Annotated in this window: 16 protein-coding genes; all 16 read right to left on the reverse strand. The window is 69.4% G+C overall.

The annotated features are described in order from the left end of the window. Positions 1 to 73 precede the first annotated feature (73 nt). Positions 74 to 1,609, reverse strand: coding sequence for a tannase/feruloyl esterase family alpha/beta hydrolase (locus ACJMKX_RS14900; protein ID WP_405227137.1), 1,536 nt, complete (start codon positions 1,607 to 1,609; stop codon positions 74 to 76). A gap of 112 nt (positions 1,610 to 1,721) precedes the next feature. Then, complete coding sequence (locus tag ACJMKX_RS14905) at positions 1,722 to 3,209, reverse strand: carotenoid oxygenase family protein (protein ID WP_405227140.1); 1,488 nt, start codon at positions 3,207 to 3,209, stop codon at positions 1,722 to 1,724. 94 nt (positions 3,210 to 3,303) lie between these two features. Continuing rightward, positions 3,304 to 4,485: a cyclopropane fatty acyl phospholipid synthase gene (cfa, locus tag ACJMKX_RS14910; RefSeq protein WP_405227142.1), complete on the reverse strand. Its 1,182-nt coding sequence runs from the start codon at positions 4,483 to 4,485 to the stop codon at positions 3,304 to 3,306. A 172-nt stretch (positions 4,486 to 4,657) separates the two neighbouring features. After that, entirely contained in the window at positions 4,658 to 5,443 is a 786-nt protein-coding gene (locus ACJMKX_RS14915; protein ID WP_405227144.1) for an amidohydrolase, read from the reverse strand. Next, complete coding sequence (locus ACJMKX_RS14920) at positions 5,431 to 6,576, reverse strand: pyridoxal phosphate-dependent aminotransferase (protein ID WP_405227146.1); 1,146 nt, start codon at positions 6,574 to 6,576, stop codon at positions 5,431 to 5,433. Before ACJMKX_RS14920 ends, ACJMKX_RS14915 begins: the two co-directional genes overlap by 13 nt. Continuing rightward, positions 6,573 to 7,370: a CPBP family intramembrane glutamic endopeptidase gene (locus ACJMKX_RS14925; RefSeq protein ID WP_405227149.1), complete on the reverse strand. Its 798-nt coding sequence runs from the start codon at positions 7,368 to 7,370 to the stop codon at positions 6,573 to 6,575. Before ACJMKX_RS14925 ends, ACJMKX_RS14920 begins: the two co-directional genes overlap by 4 nt. A 74-nt stretch (positions 7,371 to 7,444) precedes the next feature. Continuing rightward, complete coding sequence (locus ACJMKX_RS14930) at positions 7,445 to 8,227, reverse strand: lytic transglycosylase domain-containing protein (protein ID WP_405227151.1); 783 nt, start codon at positions 8,225 to 8,227, stop codon at positions 7,445 to 7,447. Continuing rightward, positions 8,224 to 8,781, reverse strand: coding sequence for a hypothetical protein (locus tag ACJMKX_RS14935; RefSeq protein WP_405227154.1), 558 nt, complete (start codon positions 8,779 to 8,781; stop codon positions 8,224 to 8,226). The genes ACJMKX_RS14930 and ACJMKX_RS14935 overlap by 4 nt, the downstream gene beginning before the upstream one ends. A 4-nt stretch (positions 8,782 to 8,785) precedes the next feature. Beyond that, positions 8,786 to 10,345: a hypothetical protein gene (locus ACJMKX_RS14940; RefSeq protein WP_405227156.1), complete on the reverse strand. Its 1,560-nt coding sequence runs from the start codon at positions 10,343 to 10,345 to the stop codon at positions 8,786 to 8,788. Next, positions 10,342 to 11,160 (reverse strand): hypothetical protein, encoded by an 819-nt coding sequence (locus ACJMKX_RS14945; protein ID WP_405227159.1) that lies wholly within the window; start codon positions 11,158 to 11,160, stop codon positions 10,342 to 10,344. The genes ACJMKX_RS14940 and ACJMKX_RS14945 overlap by 4 nt, the downstream gene beginning before the upstream one ends. Then, the gene (locus tag ACJMKX_RS14950; RefSeq protein ID WP_405227162.1) at positions 11,114 to 11,809 is read right to left on the reverse strand and encodes a hypothetical protein; all 696 of its coding nucleotides are present in this window, start codon (positions 11,807 to 11,809) and stop codon (positions 11,114 to 11,116) included. Before ACJMKX_RS14950 ends, ACJMKX_RS14945 begins: the two co-directional genes overlap by 47 nt. Before the next feature lie 9 nt (positions 11,810 to 11,818). Further along, complete coding sequence (locus ACJMKX_RS14955; RefSeq protein WP_405227165.1) at positions 11,819 to 12,361, reverse strand: hypothetical protein; 543 nt, start codon at positions 12,359 to 12,361, stop codon at positions 11,819 to 11,821. A 28-nt stretch (positions 12,362 to 12,389) separates the two neighbouring features. Then, positions 12,390 to 13,259, reverse strand: coding sequence for a hypothetical protein (locus ACJMKX_RS14960; RefSeq protein WP_405227168.1), 870 nt, complete (start codon positions 13,257 to 13,259; stop codon positions 12,390 to 12,392). 124 nt (positions 13,260 to 13,383) lie between these two features. Further along, positions 13,384 to 14,769 carry an MmgE/PrpD family protein gene (locus tag ACJMKX_RS14965; RefSeq protein WP_405227170.1) on the reverse strand — a complete coding sequence of 462 codons (1,386 nt, stop codon included), beginning with the start codon at positions 14,767 to 14,769 and terminating at the stop codon, positions 13,384 to 13,386. 78 nt (positions 14,770 to 14,847) lie between these two features. After that, positions 14,848 to 15,903 carry a 2-oxoacid:ferredoxin oxidoreductase subunit beta gene (locus ACJMKX_RS14970; RefSeq protein ID WP_405227173.1) on the reverse strand — a complete coding sequence of 352 codons (1,056 nt, stop codon included), beginning with the start codon at positions 15,901 to 15,903 and terminating at the stop codon, positions 14,848 to 14,850. A 33-nt stretch (positions 15,904 to 15,936) separates the two neighbouring features. Then, positions 15,937 to 17,745, reverse strand: coding sequence for a 2-oxoacid:acceptor oxidoreductase subunit alpha (locus tag ACJMKX_RS14975; RefSeq protein WP_405227176.1), 1,809 nt, complete (start codon positions 17,743 to 17,745; stop codon positions 15,937 to 15,939). Positions 17,746 to 17,754: the final 9 nt, after the last annotated feature.

Consider the following 17,754-nt stretch of genomic DNA (forward strand, 5'->3'; position numbering starts at 1 on the left):
CCCTCTGAGATGGCGTCTGCGTCTAATTGTGCAAGATACCCGGTCGGGGTGGCAACTGGCAGTCATTTTTTCGTCAGTGTTGCCGCGACGTGCAGACCGGGTCCGGCTCTCCCTCGTTCCCTGCGGCCACGGCGGGGTCCGGCCAGGGACACAACAGCGCCTCCGTCACACGGGCGGCGCGCGGATCCGCGGCGGTGGCCGCGATGCGTTCGGGCGGGCGACCCTCCTCCACCCAGCGCTCGAGCACGCGGATGGGGTTGAAGCGATCAGGCGTCTCCGCCGGCAGTTCCCAGCAGTGGCCGTGGCCGGGGATCATGAAGAGGCGCAGGAAATCGTCGATACCGCCGCCCGCCGCCGCGGCGACCCGGCGGTGATAGTCGACGCTCTGGTCGGGCAATACCAGCGGATCGGCCCAGCCGTGCCACATCAGGAGCTTGCCGCCGGCGGCGCGGAATTCGGCCAGGTCCGGATCGGTGGCGTTCAGCAGGGAGGCCGTCTGCACGAGTCGCGCCGGGTCCGCGTCGAAGTCGAAATCGAGCGCGCTCCAGTCCTCGCCGACGCGGCCGGCAAGGCCGAGATACTTCGGGTAATCACTGCCGAGCGCATTGCCCGGCGCCGTGCGCCCGCCGGCATCCAGGAACCACACGGCCCAGTAGCGCTCGCTGCCGGGCGGCATGCCCGGGTAGAGCTGCCGGCCGGCGGAATCCCGCGGGCCCGCGTACCAGCGTTCCAGCACGCGGCGCTCGGCGGACGTGAAGCAGACAGCATCGTCGGGCGCAGCCGCATCGCGGCAGGCGGGCAGCGCCTCGACGTCCGGCGTGCAGGCCCGCGGCGCGGAGATCAGGCCGTCGTCCCGGCCGTCGGCGCCGTCGCATTGCGCGAGCACCTCGGCGGCCAGCGCGGGCAGCTTGTGGACGAAGTTCTCCCGGGTGAGGATGCGCGCGCCGTCACTGTCCGTGTTCGATTGCACCACCCAGGGCCCGTAGATGCCGCCGTTCCCGGAGAGGTCCAGCACCGAGCCGCCGGCGAGGATACCGTCGAACAGTGCGGGGTAGCGCTGCGCCGCCATCGCGCCCATGCGGCCGCCGTTGGAACAGCCGCCGAAGTAGTCGTAGCGGGGCCCATCGCCATAGTAGCGGGCGACCAGCGCGGTGCCGAAACGATGGGTGAGCGGAATCGCGCGGTGGGCGTAGACCTCGACGGCTTCGGCGTCGTCCGCCGCCCAGGAGGCGTCGCCCAGATCGCCGCTGTGGCCGGCGTCCGTCGTGATGGCGGCATAGCCGAGCTTCAGCGCCTCGTTGATGGTGTTGGAGAAGCCGGGCTTGTCGGGGAGGACGCTGCCGCAGAACCCGCCACAGCCGGCCTGGTAGTACCTGCCGTTCCAGCCGGCGACCGGCAGCCGGGCCTCGAAGCCGATGCGGGGATCGATGACGCCGCGCACGCGGCAGTAGGCGGGGAGTCCGTCGTCTTCTTCGACGACATCCGCGGCGGTGATCGTGCCACCCGGCACGTGCCGGCCCGCGAGGGCGGTGCAGTCGGTTGCGCGATCGGGTGCTCCGGCGCAACCGCCGAGCGCGACGAAGACCAGGAGGAGAAACCCGCGGTTCATCGCACCGCAGGAGGGCCTTCAGCCCCGATCGCGTTCAGGCCCGACCATGGACCATGACTCGCGGCCGACGCGGGGTCGGGCCTGAAGGCCCTCCTACCGTCAAAGGCCGCGGTCAAAGGCCCAGCGTCTGCTGCGCCTTGCGGATGTCCTCGCCGTGTGCCCAGGTGGCGTGCGTGCCGCTGGAGATGCGGTGCGGCAGGATGATGCGACAGACCGGTCCCGCCTCGAAGTCGGTGGCGTCGATCAGCAGGGCCTCGGAGCGGTCCTCGTTCAAGTCGGAGACGAAGGTGACCAGATAGCCGTCGTCCTCGGACTTCGCGCCCACGCGGGGGGCAAAGCCGGCCTCGCTGCCGTAGCGGCCTTCGCCGAGCTCCACGGTCGAGGAGGCGCCCGTCTCCATATCGTGCTTGGTAAAGCCCTTGAACATGAACCAGCCGTCGACCGGCACCGCGCTGTAGCCGTAGCGGTAGGCGCGGCCGCCGTGGCGCTGGTTGATGGTGCCGAACTCCAGCGTGCGATCGTCGAGGCGCTCTTCCTTCGTCTCGCCGGTCTTCATGTTGAAACGCCAGCGGTGCAGGCGCGGCATGAGCAGGCCTTGGTCGAGATAGGCCATCATGCGCTCGAAGCCGGAAGGCGCGCCGTCGTAGTTGGCCGGCTCCGGATGCTCCTGGAAGTAGCCGTCGAGGACCACCTCGTCGCCCTCCTCCCGGGCGTTCAGCCAGTGCAGCACGTAGGTGGGCTCGGCCTCGAACCATTTGATGTCCTCGGGCTGGCCCATGCGCGGGATCACGGCGAAGCGGGTCGGCGTGTCCTTGTGCATGCGCACGGCATGCACACCGCGCTCCAGCATCTTCTCGTCCCAGTACAGCGGCATGTCGTTCAGGATCGCGTAGTTCTCCGTGAACGCCATGTCGTGGGGCAGGCGCGGACCCGGCAGCGGGACCGGCACGTAGTGCTTGAGCTTGTTGTCCGGCCCCACCACGCCGTAGTGCATGTAGGGCGGATGCTTGGAGTAGTTGAAGAACAGGAGTTCGCCCGTCTGCTCGTCGAGCTTGGTGTGGGCGGAGATGCCGTCCAGCGGCACCCAGCCCTCGGTGCCGAACTGCTCCAGCGTGTAGGGGTCGAGCCGGTAGCCCTCACCGCACTGGTAGAAGGTGGAGAGCACGCGGCCGGCGTGCACGATGACGTCGGTGGAAGAGGAATCCTTCAGCCATTCCTGGGCACCCCAGCCCGGGCGCGTGGAGGAGGACGGGTGCTCCATGAGCCCCGCCCACAGCGAACGGCCGGCCTCCTGTTCCGCCATGAAACCCTTGGTGCGGACGAAACGGTTGCGGTACTCCGCCTTGCCGTCGGCCAAGCTGATCATGTGGATCATGCCGTCACCGTCGAACGGGTGATAACGGCCGATGGGCTCGTGCACCTGGTTCTCGGTGTTGCGCAGATAGACGCCGTCGACGTCGGCGGGGATCTCGCCGATCACTTCCATGTCGGTGGCGTTGTACTCGTCGTAGTTGGGCCGCCACCCTTCCTGCAGATTCAGGTAGGGGTGATCCTCGGTGCGGACGGTGGACTCGATGTGTGCGACGCGTTCGACAGGCATGGTCAGTCCCTCGATATTCCCGTGTAAGTCTTGTTGAACAAGCTACCATCGGCAATCGGGGTCTGCAATACCTCCCGGGGACGACTATCGCGCACTAGCGCGGACGCCGATAGCCGCCCTCCACGCCCCGCGGCGACAGCACCAGCTGCCAGAGCTGGACGTCCCGGGCGCGAAAAGCGCCGGCGCAGGACAGCAGGTAGTACTTCCACAGGCGGTAGAAGGTCTCGTCGTAGCGCTCCCGCAGCGCCGGCCAGGCGGCGTCGAAGTTCGTGAACCAGGCCATCAGCGTGCGGTCGTAATCGGCACCGAAGTTGTGCACGTCCTCCACCACGAAGCGGCCCTCGCAGGCGGCCGTGAGCTGGCGCAGGGACGGCAGATGGCCGTTGGGGAAGACGTAGCGGCTGACCCAGGCGTCCGCCGTGGGGGTAGTCCGGGACCGGCCGATGGTGTGCAGCAGGAACAGACCGTCGGGCTTCAGGCAGCGCCGCGCCACATCCAGGAATGTCCCGTAGTTCTTCACCCCCACGTGCTCGGCCATGCCCACCGAGACAATGTGATCGAAGGGCTCGTCCAGCTCGCGGTAGTCCTGCAGCCTGAGCTCCACGGGCAGGCCGTCGCACAACTCGCGTCCGAGCTCCACCTGCTCCCGGGAGACCGTGACGCCCACCGTCGGGACGCCATAGCGCTCGGCGGCGAAGCGACAGAAACTGCCCCAGCCGCAGCCGATGTCGAGCACCCGCTGACCGGCGCGCAGGCCGAGCTTGCGGCAGATGAGGTCCAGTTTCTGGCCCTGGGCGGCATCCAGGTCGTCCACGCCATCCCAGTAGCCGCAGCTGTAGACCATGCGCTTGTCCAGCATGGCCCGGAACAGGTCGTTGCCCCGGTCATAGTGCGCCTCACCGATCTCGAAGGCCTTTCCGGCCCGCTGGGGGTTGGTGAGCCATTCCCGCAGGGCGAGCTTCAGCACCTGCCAGCGGCCGAAGCCGCCAGGCAGCCCGGCCCGGAGCAGCCGGTAGAACAGGTCGGACAGGTCGCGGGAATCCCACCAGCCGCGCATGTAGGCCTCGCCGGCGCCGAGGGAACCGCGGCGCAGAATCTCGGCGCAGGCCCGCTGGTCCCGGATCACCGGGTCCCACGGCTCGTTGCCGTTCAGGGTCAGGCCGGCCGGTTCGATGAGGCGCTGCAGCGCGCGTTCTCCGGAGGATTCGGTGGCAGCCTGCGGCGTGTAGCGCTCGTCGGCACGCGAGCGCCAGTGATGGTGACGGGTCGTAGCCATGTCCGCGCTCCTCGGAGCGGTCCCCGCGGAGCGCCTTCGGTGCCGGGGCCGGCACTGGCTGCGGCGGCCGCTCTCTCCGTTTCCCCGCCCGGCGGGCGGAGCATTTCTGGCGGCGCCGGGGCGCACGGCGGGCGGGTCCTTGCCCCGCACCGGCGCCTTATGTTCAGTCGTACTAGTCTGACAAACGGAAGGGGTCTGCGTCCAGATGGAAAGGATATTCCCGACGGAAAGTGCGCAGGGCCTCGAGAGACAGGACGGTGGTGGTCACGCAGGGCGCCTGCCCGCAGTCCTGCAGCGTGGCGCCGAGGAAGTCGAGGGCGGCGCTGCCGCCCCGGTAGTCGAGCCCGTTGCCGTCGCGCCCGGCCCGGTTCACGCCAATCACGTAGCACTGGTTTTCGATGGCCCGGGCCCTGAGCAACGTCTCCCAGGCGAAATGCCGGGCCGCCGGCCAGTTGGCCACGTACACCAGGGCGTCGCAGTCGTTACGGTGGCGGCTCCAGACCGGAAAGCGCAGGTCGTAGCAGACCATCGGCGCGATGCGCCAGCCCCGGTGCTCCACCACCACCCGGTCGCTTCCGGCGCCGTAGTGCTCCGTTTCGCCGGCGTGGCGGAACAGGTGGCGCTTGTCGTAGTGATTGACCGTTCCCTCCGGCGTCGCCCAGATCAGGCGGTTGAAGTAGCGCGCTTCGCCGAAGCGCGTCTCCCGGATGATGACGCTGCCGCAGATCACGGCATCGCGACTGCGGGCATGCTCCTGCATCCAGGCCACGGTGAGCCCGTCCATCGTCTCCGCGTGCTCGGCGGCGGCCATGGTGAAACCGGTGGTAAACATCTCCGGCAACACGATCAGGTCCGCCGGCGGCAGATGCCGCAGGTGCTCGTCGAACCGGCGCCGGTTGGCGGCCGGGTCGTGCCAGTCGAGCTCGTCCTGGATGATGGCGACTTCTAGATCCTGCACAGTACCTCCGCGGCCCGGGCCAGCGTCTGTTCTTCCTTCGCGAAACAGAAGCGTACGAGACACGCGTCCGGCGGGCTATCGTAAAAGACCGAGACGGGGATGGCGGCCACGCCGTGCTCCGTAGTGAGGCGGCGGGCGAACTCCATATCCGGCTCGTCGGAGATGCGGCCGTAGTCGGCCAGCTGGAAATAGGTGCCGGCACAGGGCAGCAGCTCGAAGCGCGACGGCGCCAGCATCTCGCGGAAACGGTCCTGGCGGGCCTGGTAGAACGCGGACAGCCCCCGGTGGTGTTCGGGATGCTCGCGCAGCATGTCCGCCAGCGCCCACTGCATGGGCGTGCTGGTGGTGAAGGTGACGAACTGGTGCACCTTGCGGAACTCCCCCGTGAGCGCGGGCGGCGCCACGGCGTAGCCCACCTTCCAGCCGGTGGCGTGGTAGGTCTTGCCGAAGGAGAACACGGCGAAGCTGCGATCCCGCAGCGTGGGCTCCGCCAGCACGCTCGCGTGGGCGGCGCCGTCGAAGACGATGTGCTCGTAGACCTCGTCCGCCAGCACGTAGCACTCCCGTCCCGCCAGAAGGCTGCCGAGCCGGGCCAGGTCTTCCGCTGCCAGCACCGCGCCGGTGGGGTTGTGTGGCGAGTTGACGATCACCAGCCGGGTGCGGGGCGTCAGCGCCTGCTCGAGCGCGGGCCAGGGCAGGGCGAAGTCCGGTGCCGCCAGCGGCAGATGCAACGTGCGTCCGCCGGCAAGCCGCACCGCAGGCTCGTAGGCGTCGTAGGCGGGGTCGAAGACGATCACCTCGTCACCCGGCCGCACCACGGCGTGAATGGCGCAGAACAGCGCCTCGGTGGCACCGCTGGTGACGGTGACCGCGGCTGCCGGGTCGACGGCCGCGCCGTACAGCCCGCGGATCTTCTCCGCCACGGCCTCCGTCAGCGCCGGCACGCCGGCCATGGGCGCGTACTGGTTCCTGCCCGCGTGCAGATGGTGGGTGACCCGGTCCAGCAGAAAGCCGGGCGGCTCGAAGTCCGGGAAGCCCTGGGAGAGGTTGATGGCGCCGTGTTCCGTAGCCAGGGCGGACATCACCGTGAAGATGGTCGTGCCGACCTCGGGCAGTTTGCTCTCGGGGGTCATCGCGGGATGGTAGCAGCCGGCGGCTCGTGGTCGTCGCCGTCGCCGCGGTCATCGTCATCGTCGGCGGACGGGCGCCTGTACAGCTCCATCATGGTGGCGCCCTGCAGCACGTCCACCATGGCGTGGGCGACGATGGGCAGCCAGAGCGAGCCGCTCAGCAGGTACAGCAGCGCGAGCAACAGTCCCATGACGCCGGTCTTGGCGATGCCCGCAGGGCCCTGGTAGACATGCGCGAGGCCGAACAGCAGCGAGGAGACCAGGACGGCCGCGGTGAGCGGCATCCACGCCTGCAGGTACCAGATGAGCCAGCCCCGGAAGAGGGTTTCCTCCACCACGCCTGCCGTAATCGAGAGCGCGACGAACGCCCCGTATTCCCGGCCGTCGCGCGGCATCATGTGGCCCAGTTCGGCCAGCTGCTCGCGGTAGCGCCGGCGGTCCGCCGCATCGGCCCGCGCCATGCCGCGCCAGGACTGCAGGAAGACGCCCGTGGCGAGCGCCACCAGGACGGCGCCCAGCCAGAAGCCGGTGCCGCCGGGCGCGGTGAAGCCGAGCGGCGCGGGTGAGCGGCCCAGCCACCACCAGCAGGCGGCGAGCACGCCGAATACGAGCCAGAGTTGCGCCAGGCTGCCGAGATAGAGCCGCAACCGCCGCGGCCGCTGGCCGGCGGCCAGCTTTGTCAGCCAGCGCCGCCATGACCAGGCGCTGTAGAGCGGCAGGCCGACCACGAGCAGCAGCAGATAGAGATGGTCGAGCGGATGCATGAGGGTGGCGGCCCGGTGACGGGAAAAGCGCATGGTAGCGCCACGATCGACGGTGGCAAATTGCGCAAATGGCGCGATTGGCGCAGCGGGCGCCGGCGCGGCGGCGGTCAGGGCAGAGGGAAGCCCGCCCGGGCCAGCCGGCGGCGGCTGCGCTCGAGGTCCGCCTCGTCCTCGTACAGCAGCACCACGCGGAACTCGGCGGCACCCGCGCGGAACCAGTCCACCGCAAGGCCGCCCGGGTCCTGCTCCAGCGCGGCAACGAAGGCCTGCGCCCGATAGGGGGCGGCGAAGCTGATGAGCGTGAGCTTGCCCTGCTCGCCGTAGTCCTGCGGCGGCTTGCCCGCCGGCGTGCTGCGGCCGAGCACGTACTGCAGGTGGCGGTAGATGTAACCGCTGTACCAGACCGCGCCGGACGGGATGACGCCGGACTTCGGGATGCGGCTCGGGCCGTAGTTGTAAGCGGCCAGCGCCAGGTGCAGGTCGCCGTCGTAACGCGCCAGCAGCTCCTTCAGGTAGCGCGCACCGGCATCGATATTCTTGCACGGCTCGTAGAGATCGGAGAGCAGATACAGCCCGAGATGGCGCGCCGTGCCGGGCCAGAGTATCTGCATCACGCCGTGGGCGTTGGCATGGGAGCGGGCCGTCGGGTCGAAATCGCTCTCGCCCCGGGCCACCGCCAGCAGCAGGGTCTCCGGCAGCTGGTTGACGATGGCGGCACGGCGGAAACACTCGCCGTAAGGGAATTTCGCCGCCGGCTCCCGGTGCGCGTGTTCAGCGACGTACTGCTGCCAGGCCACGGCCAGCTCGCGGCCGTTCGCCTCGCTGCTGGCCAGACCGGCCGGAGCCCAGAGCGCGAGGCACAGCCCGGCGATGACGAGCCCGGCCCTCACAGCACCCGGCTCCGCAGCACGAGACCCGTGGCCTCCTCGATAGCGGCGAGGTTCTGCTGGCGCTCGGCCTCGTCCTGGTAGGCGAAGGCCACCTGATACTCGCCGGGCCGCGGCGAGACGACGCGGTAGTCGAGGCCGGTCACGCCCTCCAGCCGCCGGCGGAAGCCCTCGGCGGAGATCTCGCTGTGGAAGGGCTGCCAGAAGGCGTGCCACTGGCGGGCGGACTCGCCCGCGTCGTCGGCGGCCGTGGCGGCCGTGGCGGCCGTAGCGGCGATAGCAGCGTGGTCGTCGCCCGAGTCTTCCCCGGCGCCCGCGGCGACTGCCGCCGCGGGCGCCGGCGCTGGGTCGTCCACCGGCGGCAGTGTCTCGACCGGGGCCGGTGGCATAACCGGCTGTTGATCTGATTCCGGCGGTGCCGCCATGGCGCTTTCATCACGAATCGTGCCTCCGGCATCCTCGCCGCCGGACAGCCAGGTCGGCGGATGCTCCAGGGCGACGAACCCGAGGGCGGTCACCAGCAGGAGACCCGACAGGAATCCGAGCAAGCGCATCATGGCCTCATTCCCTCCTCGCCGTCTGGCGGCCCACCGGGACGTCCAGCCGGCGCACGGAGATCGCCGCGCTCGTCAGTCGGTCCAGGCCCGCCAGCCAGGCATCGGCGTCGACGGACGCGCCGTCCTCCGCCGCACAGTCGTCGGGCAGTCGGGCCAGGTGGCGGCGCAGATCGGCGGAACCGGCATCCGCCGGCAGTGCCAGAGCGATCCAGCGCTCGCGCATCGCGGCGCGGGGCGGGCGCAGCGCGTGCGCCCGACCGGCAGGCGCCGACGGGAATCGCAATGTGGCCTCGCCGTAGGTACGCCCGGGCACCCGGCCGTGGCGGCCGCAGCGGCCCGGCATCATGCGCACGAGTCCGGCCGCGGGGTCGCGGCGCAGCAGGAAGACCTCGGCGTCGCCGCTGACCTCGATCTCCAGCGCGAAGCAGTCGTCGTCGGCCAGGCTCTCGCCCGGGCGCAGCACCCTGGCGCCGCGGCGCCAGGGGTCGGTACGGCGGCACATCCAGTAATCGTTCGGCGTCAGCAGCCGCAGCGCGCCCAGCTCGACGGGGCCGGCGGAGCCGAAGCCGGCATCCCGTGCCGGCGGCGCGGCGGGCAGTGCCTCGTTCGCGGCCGGCGCAGCGGACGGCACATCCGGCGGCGACCGCCGGGCGAGGCGGCCGGGCATGGACGTTTCGACGTAGGCCGCCACGTCGGTGACCGGGAAACCCGCGCCGGCCGTGGCAGGGCGGGCCTGCACCCAGAACTGCTGCAGATCGCCGTCGATGGCATACAGTCGGCCGCTCAGGATCAGGTTCGCCGCGGCCGGATCCGGCACGCTGCGGATGTGCGGCGAGCGGGCCAGATTGTTCGCGACCAGCTGGACCGTGTCGGCAACAAAGTCGTCCTGGCCGGCGGCCTCCGCGTGCACCACCAGCGGCTCGCCGACGAAGCCGCAGAAATCGCCAGCCAGTTGCGCCGCCAGCCGTTCGGCCAGCAGATCGCCTTCGTCCTCGCGGAAGGGGTCGTCGCGCAGGCCGCGGGATTCCGCGGTGGCGGCGGGCTGGCGGGAGCGCGCGTACTGTCCGCGGGTGAGCCGGCCGTTCCATTCTTTGCCGAATCCCGTGACCCACAGCCCCTCCTCCCGGTCCAGGGCACGGATGGCGAGACGGTGGGAACCGGGGCCGCTCTGCTGCAGGTCGACTGCGATGACGTAGTGAGCGTCTTCCCGACGGACGCAGTCGCCCGCGCTGCGGCCGCCCTCCCATATCAGGTTTACGCCCGGCGTCGATTGCAGGAAGCGCGTCAGCCGCAGCGACAGCGCCCGCGACAGGGAATCCGTTGCCGCCTGCGGCTCGTCGCCGCGCATGACGGCGACGGTGACGGTCTCGCGGCGGAAGCGGGGATGGCTGGTCAGCGTCTCGGCCAGGTAGGGTTCCAGGTCCTGGTCGAACCAGGCCTCCAGGGACGACTCGTCGTTGCCGGACCAGGCGAATGCGCCGTAGTCCGCCGTGGCGCAGCCGGCAGCGGACAGTGCCAGAACGACCAGCCCGGCGAGACGCCGAATCCGCGCGCCCGCGTTCACGAGGGATCCTCCAGCCGCAGGAATCCGTCGGCGTCGATTACGAGCTCGCCGCCGTCGTTGGTGGCGATCACGCGGCCGAGGGCGGCAGCGGTGGCCGGCGGCAGCGTCACCCCCCACCGTACGCCGCCGGGCGGGACCACCGCATTGCGGCGCAGCGTATCCAGCACGGCGGCGGGCACCGTCTGCGGTGTCATTTCGTGCACCTGGCCGGGGGCGGCGGCGGTGCGGAAGGCGGGCCGGCCGTCCACCATCATGAAACGCCAGACCCGGTCCCGGGCGAAGGCGTAGAGCGCCACTTCCCTGCGCTCCACCAGGCCGACCAGGGCCGCGTCGGAATCGAAGCGCAGGGAGAAGCCCGGCTGCGGTTCGGCGGCGGGCACCGCGGGCGCAGCGTCCGGCCGTGTCTCAGGCGCCGGTTGCGTGGCCGGTTGGGGCGATGGCTCCGACGTCGGCTGCGGCGGCGTCTCGAGCCGGGGTTCGGGCACTGTCGCGGCGACGGGTTGCGGTTGGGACGCGGGCTCCGGCTGCGGTGCCGGCTCGGGTCGGGGCTGCGGCTCCGGCCGCGGTACGGCCTCGGGGGGCGCAGCCGGTGCGGGTTCGACCGACTGCGGCGTAACTGAACTTACGGTGTCCGGCACCTCTTTTGTGCGTTTTGCAACTTGTTCGGGGACGCTTTGCACCAGCGCAAAGATGGCCACCAGACAGAACGCGAGGATGGCCATGAAGCGCATCACGTCCGTCTCGAGGTGCTCCATGCCTCCCTCGCCGCTAGCCGCGCCGGGGAAAGGCGAGCCCGTCCACGGCTGTCTGCCCATCTCCCTCCTCCTTGCGGCCGGCAGGCGCCGCCAGCACGGCCAGGTGCCCCTCGATGCGCGCGAGCGCCGCCAGCATCTGCGCGCCGGTCTCGCCGGCGGTCGCCTCGTAATAGCGGCGCAGCGGCGCGCCGACGGTGAGCGTCTTCACCACCCGCATGAGGTAACCGCCGATGCCGCCGAAGATGGTGGTGGAGAGCGCCACCAGGATGCCGCCGTTCACCATGCGCTGGAGCACGGCGAAGGCGCCGTCGTCCACGCTGGCCGCGGGATCGCCGAGCGCGTAAAGCAGAGCGCCGCGCATGCCGATCGCGGTCCAGATCACGCCCACGCCGAAGAACAGGCTCGTCCAGGTATCGGTGAGCTGTTCGGCATGGGCCACGGCATCGAGAGACGCACCGCGCGCGACCCGGCGGCGCAGCCGGGACAGGCTACGCACGTACAGCCCGAGCACGACGGCAAATACCGGCAGCGACAGCCCCAGGTTGCGATACGCCCAGTCCAGCGCTTCGGCCAGCGTCCAGGCCGGCACGCCGCCGGCGGGGGCAAGCGCATCGGCGGCGAGTATCATGCCGCCGGCCGCCACCAGCCCCGCCAGCACGCCGGCGGCGAGACCGCTGGCGAAACCGCCGTTGCCGACTGTGGCCGTCACCACTGCCTCCTACCGTGCCGCGCAGGCCGTGCAGGTGGCCTCGAGCACGAGCTCGGTCTCCTGGTACAGCCGGTCGGCCCGGTAATAGCCGGGCGCATCCTGGCTCACCCTGAGCAGGCCCTGCTCCTTGTCCAGCAGCTCGGCTTCCATGGCGGTCAGCACCTGGCGCTTGCGCGGGCAGGTATAGGCGCAGTTGTTGTAGTCGCCAATGAGCGAGACGTACTTCACGTTGAAGTAACGGTTGTACGCACGCTCCGCCTGACGCTTGGACAGCAGTCCCTGATCCGCGGCCGTCAGCAGGAAGTCGGAGAACTTGCGCTTGTTGTCGGGGCCGGGGTCGCCCTCGGCGATGCCGAGCAGCTCGGCGTAGTAGCGGTCGAACTCGGCCTCGCAGCCGTCGGCCAGCTTCGCCTCGGCCGCGTCCATGGCCTGATCCAGGCTGGCCGTGCGCGGCAGGCTGCAGTCGGCGGTGGTGGTGGCGCAGCCGGCCAGGGCCAGTGCGCCGAGGGCCATCGCCAGCATCAGGCCCGTGCGGATGTTACTCGGATTCATGTCGCTCCTCCTCGGCCGCGGGGTTCCGTCAGAACTCCAGCGGGCTCGTGTATTCCTCTTCGAAGGTCCCCGGCGGGGGTGCGGCGATCTGCGGGCCCGGCTCGTAGTCGCCGAAAAGAATGGCCTTCACCCCGTCCACCACTTCCTGCATCTCCGGCGTGATGACGCCGAAGGACTGGTTCAGCTGCTCCATCAGCGTGGCCCGGGCGATCTCCTCGCGCGTACGGGCGATGAGATCCGACGCCTCGGCCATGTCCAGGTACATGTCCGAGGCGATCACCGCCAGCGAATGGCTATTGCGATTCACGGACGAGGTGGCCACCAGCTTGTAGTACTGCTCGAAGCGCTGGGACAATCGGATGCCGGAACGCCCGCGCAACACCGGCGCCGGTTCCGCCTTCGAGGCTTCGCCCGCGCCGAGCAGGGTCTCCTGCAGGGTCCAGGAGGTCATCTTGTTGCCGAGCTCGCTCCTGAGCCGGCGCTCCAGGCTCGCGTGCGTGTTCTGCACGGAACGCTCCATGTCCGGCAGACGCTCGGACATGATGTTCAACATCTCCAGATAGGTGGCGCCGAGCTGCTTGGCGATGCGCTGGCAGCCGGGGTCGTCCTCCGCGCCGTCGCACTTGGCCTCCTGGTAGAGGCGGCGCTGCTGGTCCAGCCGGCTGATGGCGTCCTGCAGGCCGGTCTCCATCTCGGCCGCCACGTCACCGGTCTGGCGGATGTCCTCCAGCACGGTGGTGGGGAAGAGCTGGATGGTGGGCGCCGTGCCGGCGAAGCTCAGCGCCGGCAGGACGACGAGTGCGACGGTGGCGGCGAGGTAGTGCCAGAAGGCGGCGGGATGCCGTGCCTCCCGTGCCCCCGTGCGACCACCGTGCGACGTTGTGGTTCTCGGCTCCATGGTCGTCTCCCTTTGATCGGGAGAATCAGGCTAGACGGGGAGCGCTGAACGGAAGCTGAACGGGGGAATTGCGACGGAATTGCCACGGAATTGCCACGGAACGGCGGAGGATTTCTTGGCTCGATTACGCCGTGATCGCCGCGAGGACCGTCGGCAGCCCGGGCAGCGACGGCAGGTCGAGGACACGATCCCGCAGCGAGCGGACGGCGGGCCTCGCAAGCGCCCGCCCGGCGTTGTCCTCGAACTTGGCGACGATATCGGCGCGGGACAGCGGCCGCTGGTCCGCGCCCCGATTCACGGACTCGTGATGGCGCAGCTGCCGCCCGTCCCGGGTGTGGACGACCACCTCGCCCGGGAAATAGCGCGGGAAGGTCGACTCCGGATCCACCTCGTAGCTGCAGCGGTCCGCCAGCGCGAGGATGTCCGCGTCCGTGAGCACCTCGTCCGCGAGTTCATCGAGAGTGAAGCGACCTTTGACCAGCGTCGCAGCCATCAGGTACTGCACGCTGAACTTGGCCTCGTAGTCGCTCTGCGGCCGGCGCTTGCGCGCCTCGGGTTCGCAGACCACGTCCACCTCGTCGGTGTGCACCCTCGCCACCATCCGCTCCACGTCGTCCGGCGTCACACCGCGTTCCGCTGCGAGTGCCAGTACGCAGTCGGCATACGCGTGGTTGTAGTGACAGACGGGATACGGCTTGATGCCCACGCGCAGCATCTCCCAGTGCTCGCCGAGATCCGTCAGCCGCGCAGCCAGGGCGGAGCCGTCGTCCTCGCCGTCACCCTCACCGAGATAGGTGCGGTACAGGCCGAAGCGGCCTTCGTAGGCCTGCGCGGGGCCGGTAAAGCCGCCGCGGGCGAGCCCGGCGGCCTGCAGCCCGCAGGCGGCGGCCCAGCCGGGGTGGATGCGTTTCGTCCAGGCACCGTCTTCCAGGAACTGCAGCGTGCCGCCGGCGAGACTCAGCGTGATGCCCTGCGCCCGGGCGAGGGCGGCCGGGTCCATCCGCCAGAGGCGTCCCGCCGCCAGCGTGGCGCCGAAGGCCCCGACCACGCCGGTGGGATGGAAGCCCCGCTTCTGGAACGCACCGCCGACGCTGCCGATGCGGGCATCGGCTTCCACCGCCACCAGGTAGGCCGCCACGGCCTCGGCCCCCGTGGCACCCGCGTTCAGCCCCGCGGCCAGCACGGTGGGCACGGCGCTGGCGGAGACATGCACGATGCTCTCGCCGTGGGTGTCGTCGAAATCCAGGCCGTGGATCAGGAAGCCGTTGGCGATGGCCGCATCCCGCATCGCGAAGCGCTCCGGGCGGCCGATGACCGGGTAGTCGCCGCCGCCCGCCATGCTGCCGATCGCCGCCAGGCCGCGGCGGGCGAAGGGGTAGGTGGTGGCCGCCAGGGCAACACCCAGCGCATCGAGGATATGCAGGCAGGCGCGCTCGGCGACCTCGGCGGGGATGCCGGACGGATCGAGGCCGAGGGCGAAGTCGGCGAGTGTGGATGCGGCGTCGGTCACAAAAAACGTAGGAGGGCCTTCAGGCCCGACCGGATCCGTCCGGAATCGGCAGCGATTCGGTCGGGCCTGAAGGCCCTCCTACATCCATTTTTCCTGGAGCTTTCTCAGCACCTCTGTGCCCGGGCCGAGCTTCTCGTAGGGGATCGAGTTGAGCGGTTGCTCCACCGTGTTGCCGACGGCGTGCATGTCGCCCTTGCGCTCGTGGATGTAGAGCAGCCCGGTGACGACTTCGCCCCGGTTGGCGTGTTCGCGCAGGAAGGAGAAGGCCTTGGCGCGGCTGGTGGGGTCGTATTCCTTGTCCACCTTCTTCAGCACCACGCGGCTGCCGTCATGGAGTTCCACCGGCATGGCCTCGCCTTCCTCGTAGGCCGTCTTGATCTCCTCCGCCGGCGGGATGAAATCCGTGCCCACCACCTGGTGGTAGTACTTGCGGGTGTGTGAGTAGCTCTTGGTGGAGCCCACATGGTCGTTGAAGGTCACGCACGGGCTGATGACGTCCAAAAGCGCGAAGCCCCGGTGGGTGAGCGCGCCCTTGATCAGTGGCACCAGCTGCGTCTTGTCGCCGGAGAAGCTGCGGGCGATGTAGGTGGCGCCGGTGGCCAGCGCCAGCAGACAGGGGTCGATGGGCGGCTGCTGGTTCTCCTCGCCCTTCTTGGCCTTGGAGCCCACGTCCGCCGATGCCGAGAACTGCCCCTTGGTGAGGCCGTACACGCCGTTGTTCTCGATGATGTAGCACATGTTGAGATTGCGGCGGATGGCGTGGGTGAACTGACCGAGGCCGATCGACAGCGAGTCGCCGTCGCCGGAGACGCCCAGGTAGACCAGGTCCTTGTTCGCGGCGTTCGCGCCGGTGGTCACGCTGGGCATGCGGCCGTGCACGGAGTTGAAGCCGTGGCTGGGCCCGACGAAATACGCCGGCGTCTTGGACGAGCAGCCGATGCCGCTCATCTTGCCCAGCCGATGCGGCGGGATGGAGAGTTCGAACACCGCCCGGATGATGGCGTTGGTGATGGAGTCGTGGCCGCAGCCCGCGCACAGCGTGGAGACGGTGCCCTCGTAGTCACGCTCGGTGAGCCCGAGGTCGTTCTTCGGCAGGCGGGGGTGGGCGACTTTGGGTTTGGGTATGTAGGTCATAGCGGTTGCCTCGATGGGCATGCAGGAGGGCCTTCATGCTGCCTCATGTTTGTTCCGGTCCTCGCGGATGCGGTCGACGACGAAGCCGGCGTGCATCGGCATGCCGTTGTAGTGCAGCACCGGCACCAGCTTCTTCTGGTCGATGCCCGCATCGAGGATCAGCAGGGAACGGAGCTGCGCATCCCGGTTCTGTTCGACCACGTATACCCGGTCGTGTTTCGCGATGAAGTCGTGCACGGCCTCGCCAAACGGGAAGGCCTTCACCCGGCAATAGTTGAGCTTCACGCCGTCTTCCGCCAGCCGCTCCACCGCCTCGTGGACGGCCGCCTCGCCGCTGCCGACGGTGAGCACCGCGGTCCGGTTGAACTTGGAATACTCGATGACCGGCTCCGGTACCAGTTCCCTCGCCGTGTCCCACTTCACCAGCAGCCGGTCCACCACGTCCTGGTACTCGTCGGCGTCCTCGGTGTAGCCGCCGTATTTGTTGTGGCCGGAACCGCGGGTGAAGAAGCTGCCCTTCGGGTGCTCGCCCGGCAGCGAGCGGTACGGGATGCCGTCGCCGTCGGTATCCAGGTAGCGATGGAATCTCTCGATCTTCTCCAGATCCTCGGCGTGCAGCACCTTGCCCCGGTCCGGCTGATAGGAATCGTCCCAGGTCAGCTCCGGCACCATCCAGTCGTTCATGCCGATGTCGAGATCCGACAGCACCATCACCGGTGTCTGCAGCCGCTCGGCGAGATCGAAGGCCACCGGTGCCATGGTGAAACACTCGTGCGGGTCCGCCGGGAACAGCAGCACGTGTCTGGTGTCGCCATGGGAGGCGTAGGCGCAGGACAGGATGTCGGACTGCTGGGTGCGCGTGGGCATGCCGGTGGACGGACCGGTACGCTGCACGTCGAATATCACCACCGGCAGCTCCGCGTAGTAGGCGAAGCCGATGAACTCGTTCATGAGCGAGATGCCCGGGCCGCTGGTCGGCGTGAAGGCGCGGGCGCCGTTCCAGGCCGCCCCCAGTACCATGCCGATGGCGGCGAGCTCGTCCTCGGCCTGCACGATCAGGTAGTTGTTCTTGCCCGTCTCCGGGTCCACGCGCAGCTGCTTGCAGAAGCGGCTGAATGCATCCATCAGCGAGGTGGACGGCGTGATGGGATACCAGGCACCGACGGTCGCGCCCGCGTACACGCAGCCGAGCCCCGCGGCCGTGTTGCCGTCGATGACCACATGGCCCTTCGTCTTGTCCATCTTCTCCACGGTCAGCGGCAGCGGACAGGGGAAGTTCTGCATCGCGTAGTCGTAGCCCAGCTTCACCGCCTCCATGTTGGAGTCCGCCAGCGCCGGCTTCTTCGCGAAGGTGTCGGCGAGATTACTGCGGATGATGTCCAGGTCCAGGTCGAGCAGTGCGGCCAACGCTCCGACGTAGGCGATGTTCTTCATCAGGATGCGCGCCCGCGCGCCCTCGAAGTGCTCGTTGCACATCTTCGACAGCGGGATGCCGATCACCGTGACGTCGTCGCGGTCGAGGAGCTTCGAGCGGGGCCAGGTGGAGTCGTAGATGAGGTAGCCGCCCGGGGCCACCCCGGCGAGATCCTGCGCATAGGTCTGCGCGTTCATCGCCACCATCACGTCGACGTGGCCGGCGCGGGCCTTGTGGCCGGCGCCCGTGACGCGCACCTCGTACCACGTGGGCAGGCCCTGGATATTCGACGGGAAGTAGTTCTTGCCCACCACCGGGACGCCCATGCGGAAGATTGACTTCATGAGCAGGCCGTTGGCGCTGGCGGAGCCGGTGCCGTTCACGGTCGCGATCTTGATCACGACGTCGTTGACGCGTTTTTCGGTCATATTGGGATC

Source organism: Lentisalinibacter sediminis (assembly GCF_040706615.1).
GTDB classification, from domain to species: domain Bacteria; phylum Pseudomonadota; class Gammaproteobacteria; order Steroidobacterales; family Woeseiaceae; genus Lentisalinibacter; species Lentisalinibacter sediminis.

What these genes read in the sequence shown, in the direction of transcription:
- ACJMKX_RS14900 (WP_405227137.1), bottom strand. Translation starts at nt 1,609, where the DNA reads ATGAACCGCGGGTTTCTCCTCCTGGTCTTCGTCGCGCTCGGCGGTTGC.
- ACJMKX_RS14955 (WP_405227165.1), bottom strand. Translation starts at nt 12,361, where the DNA reads ATGAATCCGAGTAACATCCGCACGGGCCTGATGCTGGCGATGGCCCTC.
- ACJMKX_RS14970 (WP_405227173.1), bottom strand. Translation starts at nt 15,903, where the DNA reads ATGACCTACATACCCAAACCCAAAGTCGCCCACCCCCGCCTGCCGAAG.
- ACJMKX_RS14960 (WP_405227168.1), bottom strand. Translation starts at nt 13,259, where the DNA reads ATGGAGCCGAGAACCACAACGTCGCACGGTGGTCGCACGGGGGCACGG.
- ACJMKX_RS14975 (WP_405227176.1), bottom strand. Translation starts at nt 17,745, where the DNA reads ATGACCGAAAAACGCGTCAACGACGTCGTGATCAAGATCGCGACCGTG.
- ACJMKX_RS14905 (WP_405227140.1), bottom strand. Translation starts at nt 3,209, where the DNA reads ATGCCTGTCGAACGCGTCGCACACATCGAGTCCACCGTCCGCACCGAG.
- ACJMKX_RS14945 (WP_405227159.1), bottom strand. Translation starts at nt 11,160, where the DNA reads ATGGGCAGACAGCCGTGGACGGGCTCGCCTTTCCCCGGCGCGGCTAGC.
- ACJMKX_RS14925 (WP_405227149.1), bottom strand. Translation starts at nt 7,370, where the DNA reads ATGCGCTTTTCCCGTCACCGGGCCGCCACCCTCATGCATCCGCTCGAC.
- ACJMKX_RS14920 (WP_405227146.1), bottom strand. Translation starts at nt 6,576, where the DNA reads ATGACCCCCGAGAGCAAACTGCCCGAGGTCGGCACGACCATCTTCACG.
- ACJMKX_RS14935 (WP_405227154.1), bottom strand. Translation starts at nt 8,781, where the DNA reads ATGATGCGCTTGCTCGGATTCCTGTCGGGTCTCCTGCTGGTGACCGCC.
- cfa (WP_405227142.1), bottom strand. Translation starts at nt 4,485, where the DNA reads ATGGCTACGACCCGTCACCATCACTGGCGCTCGCGTGCCGACGAGCGC.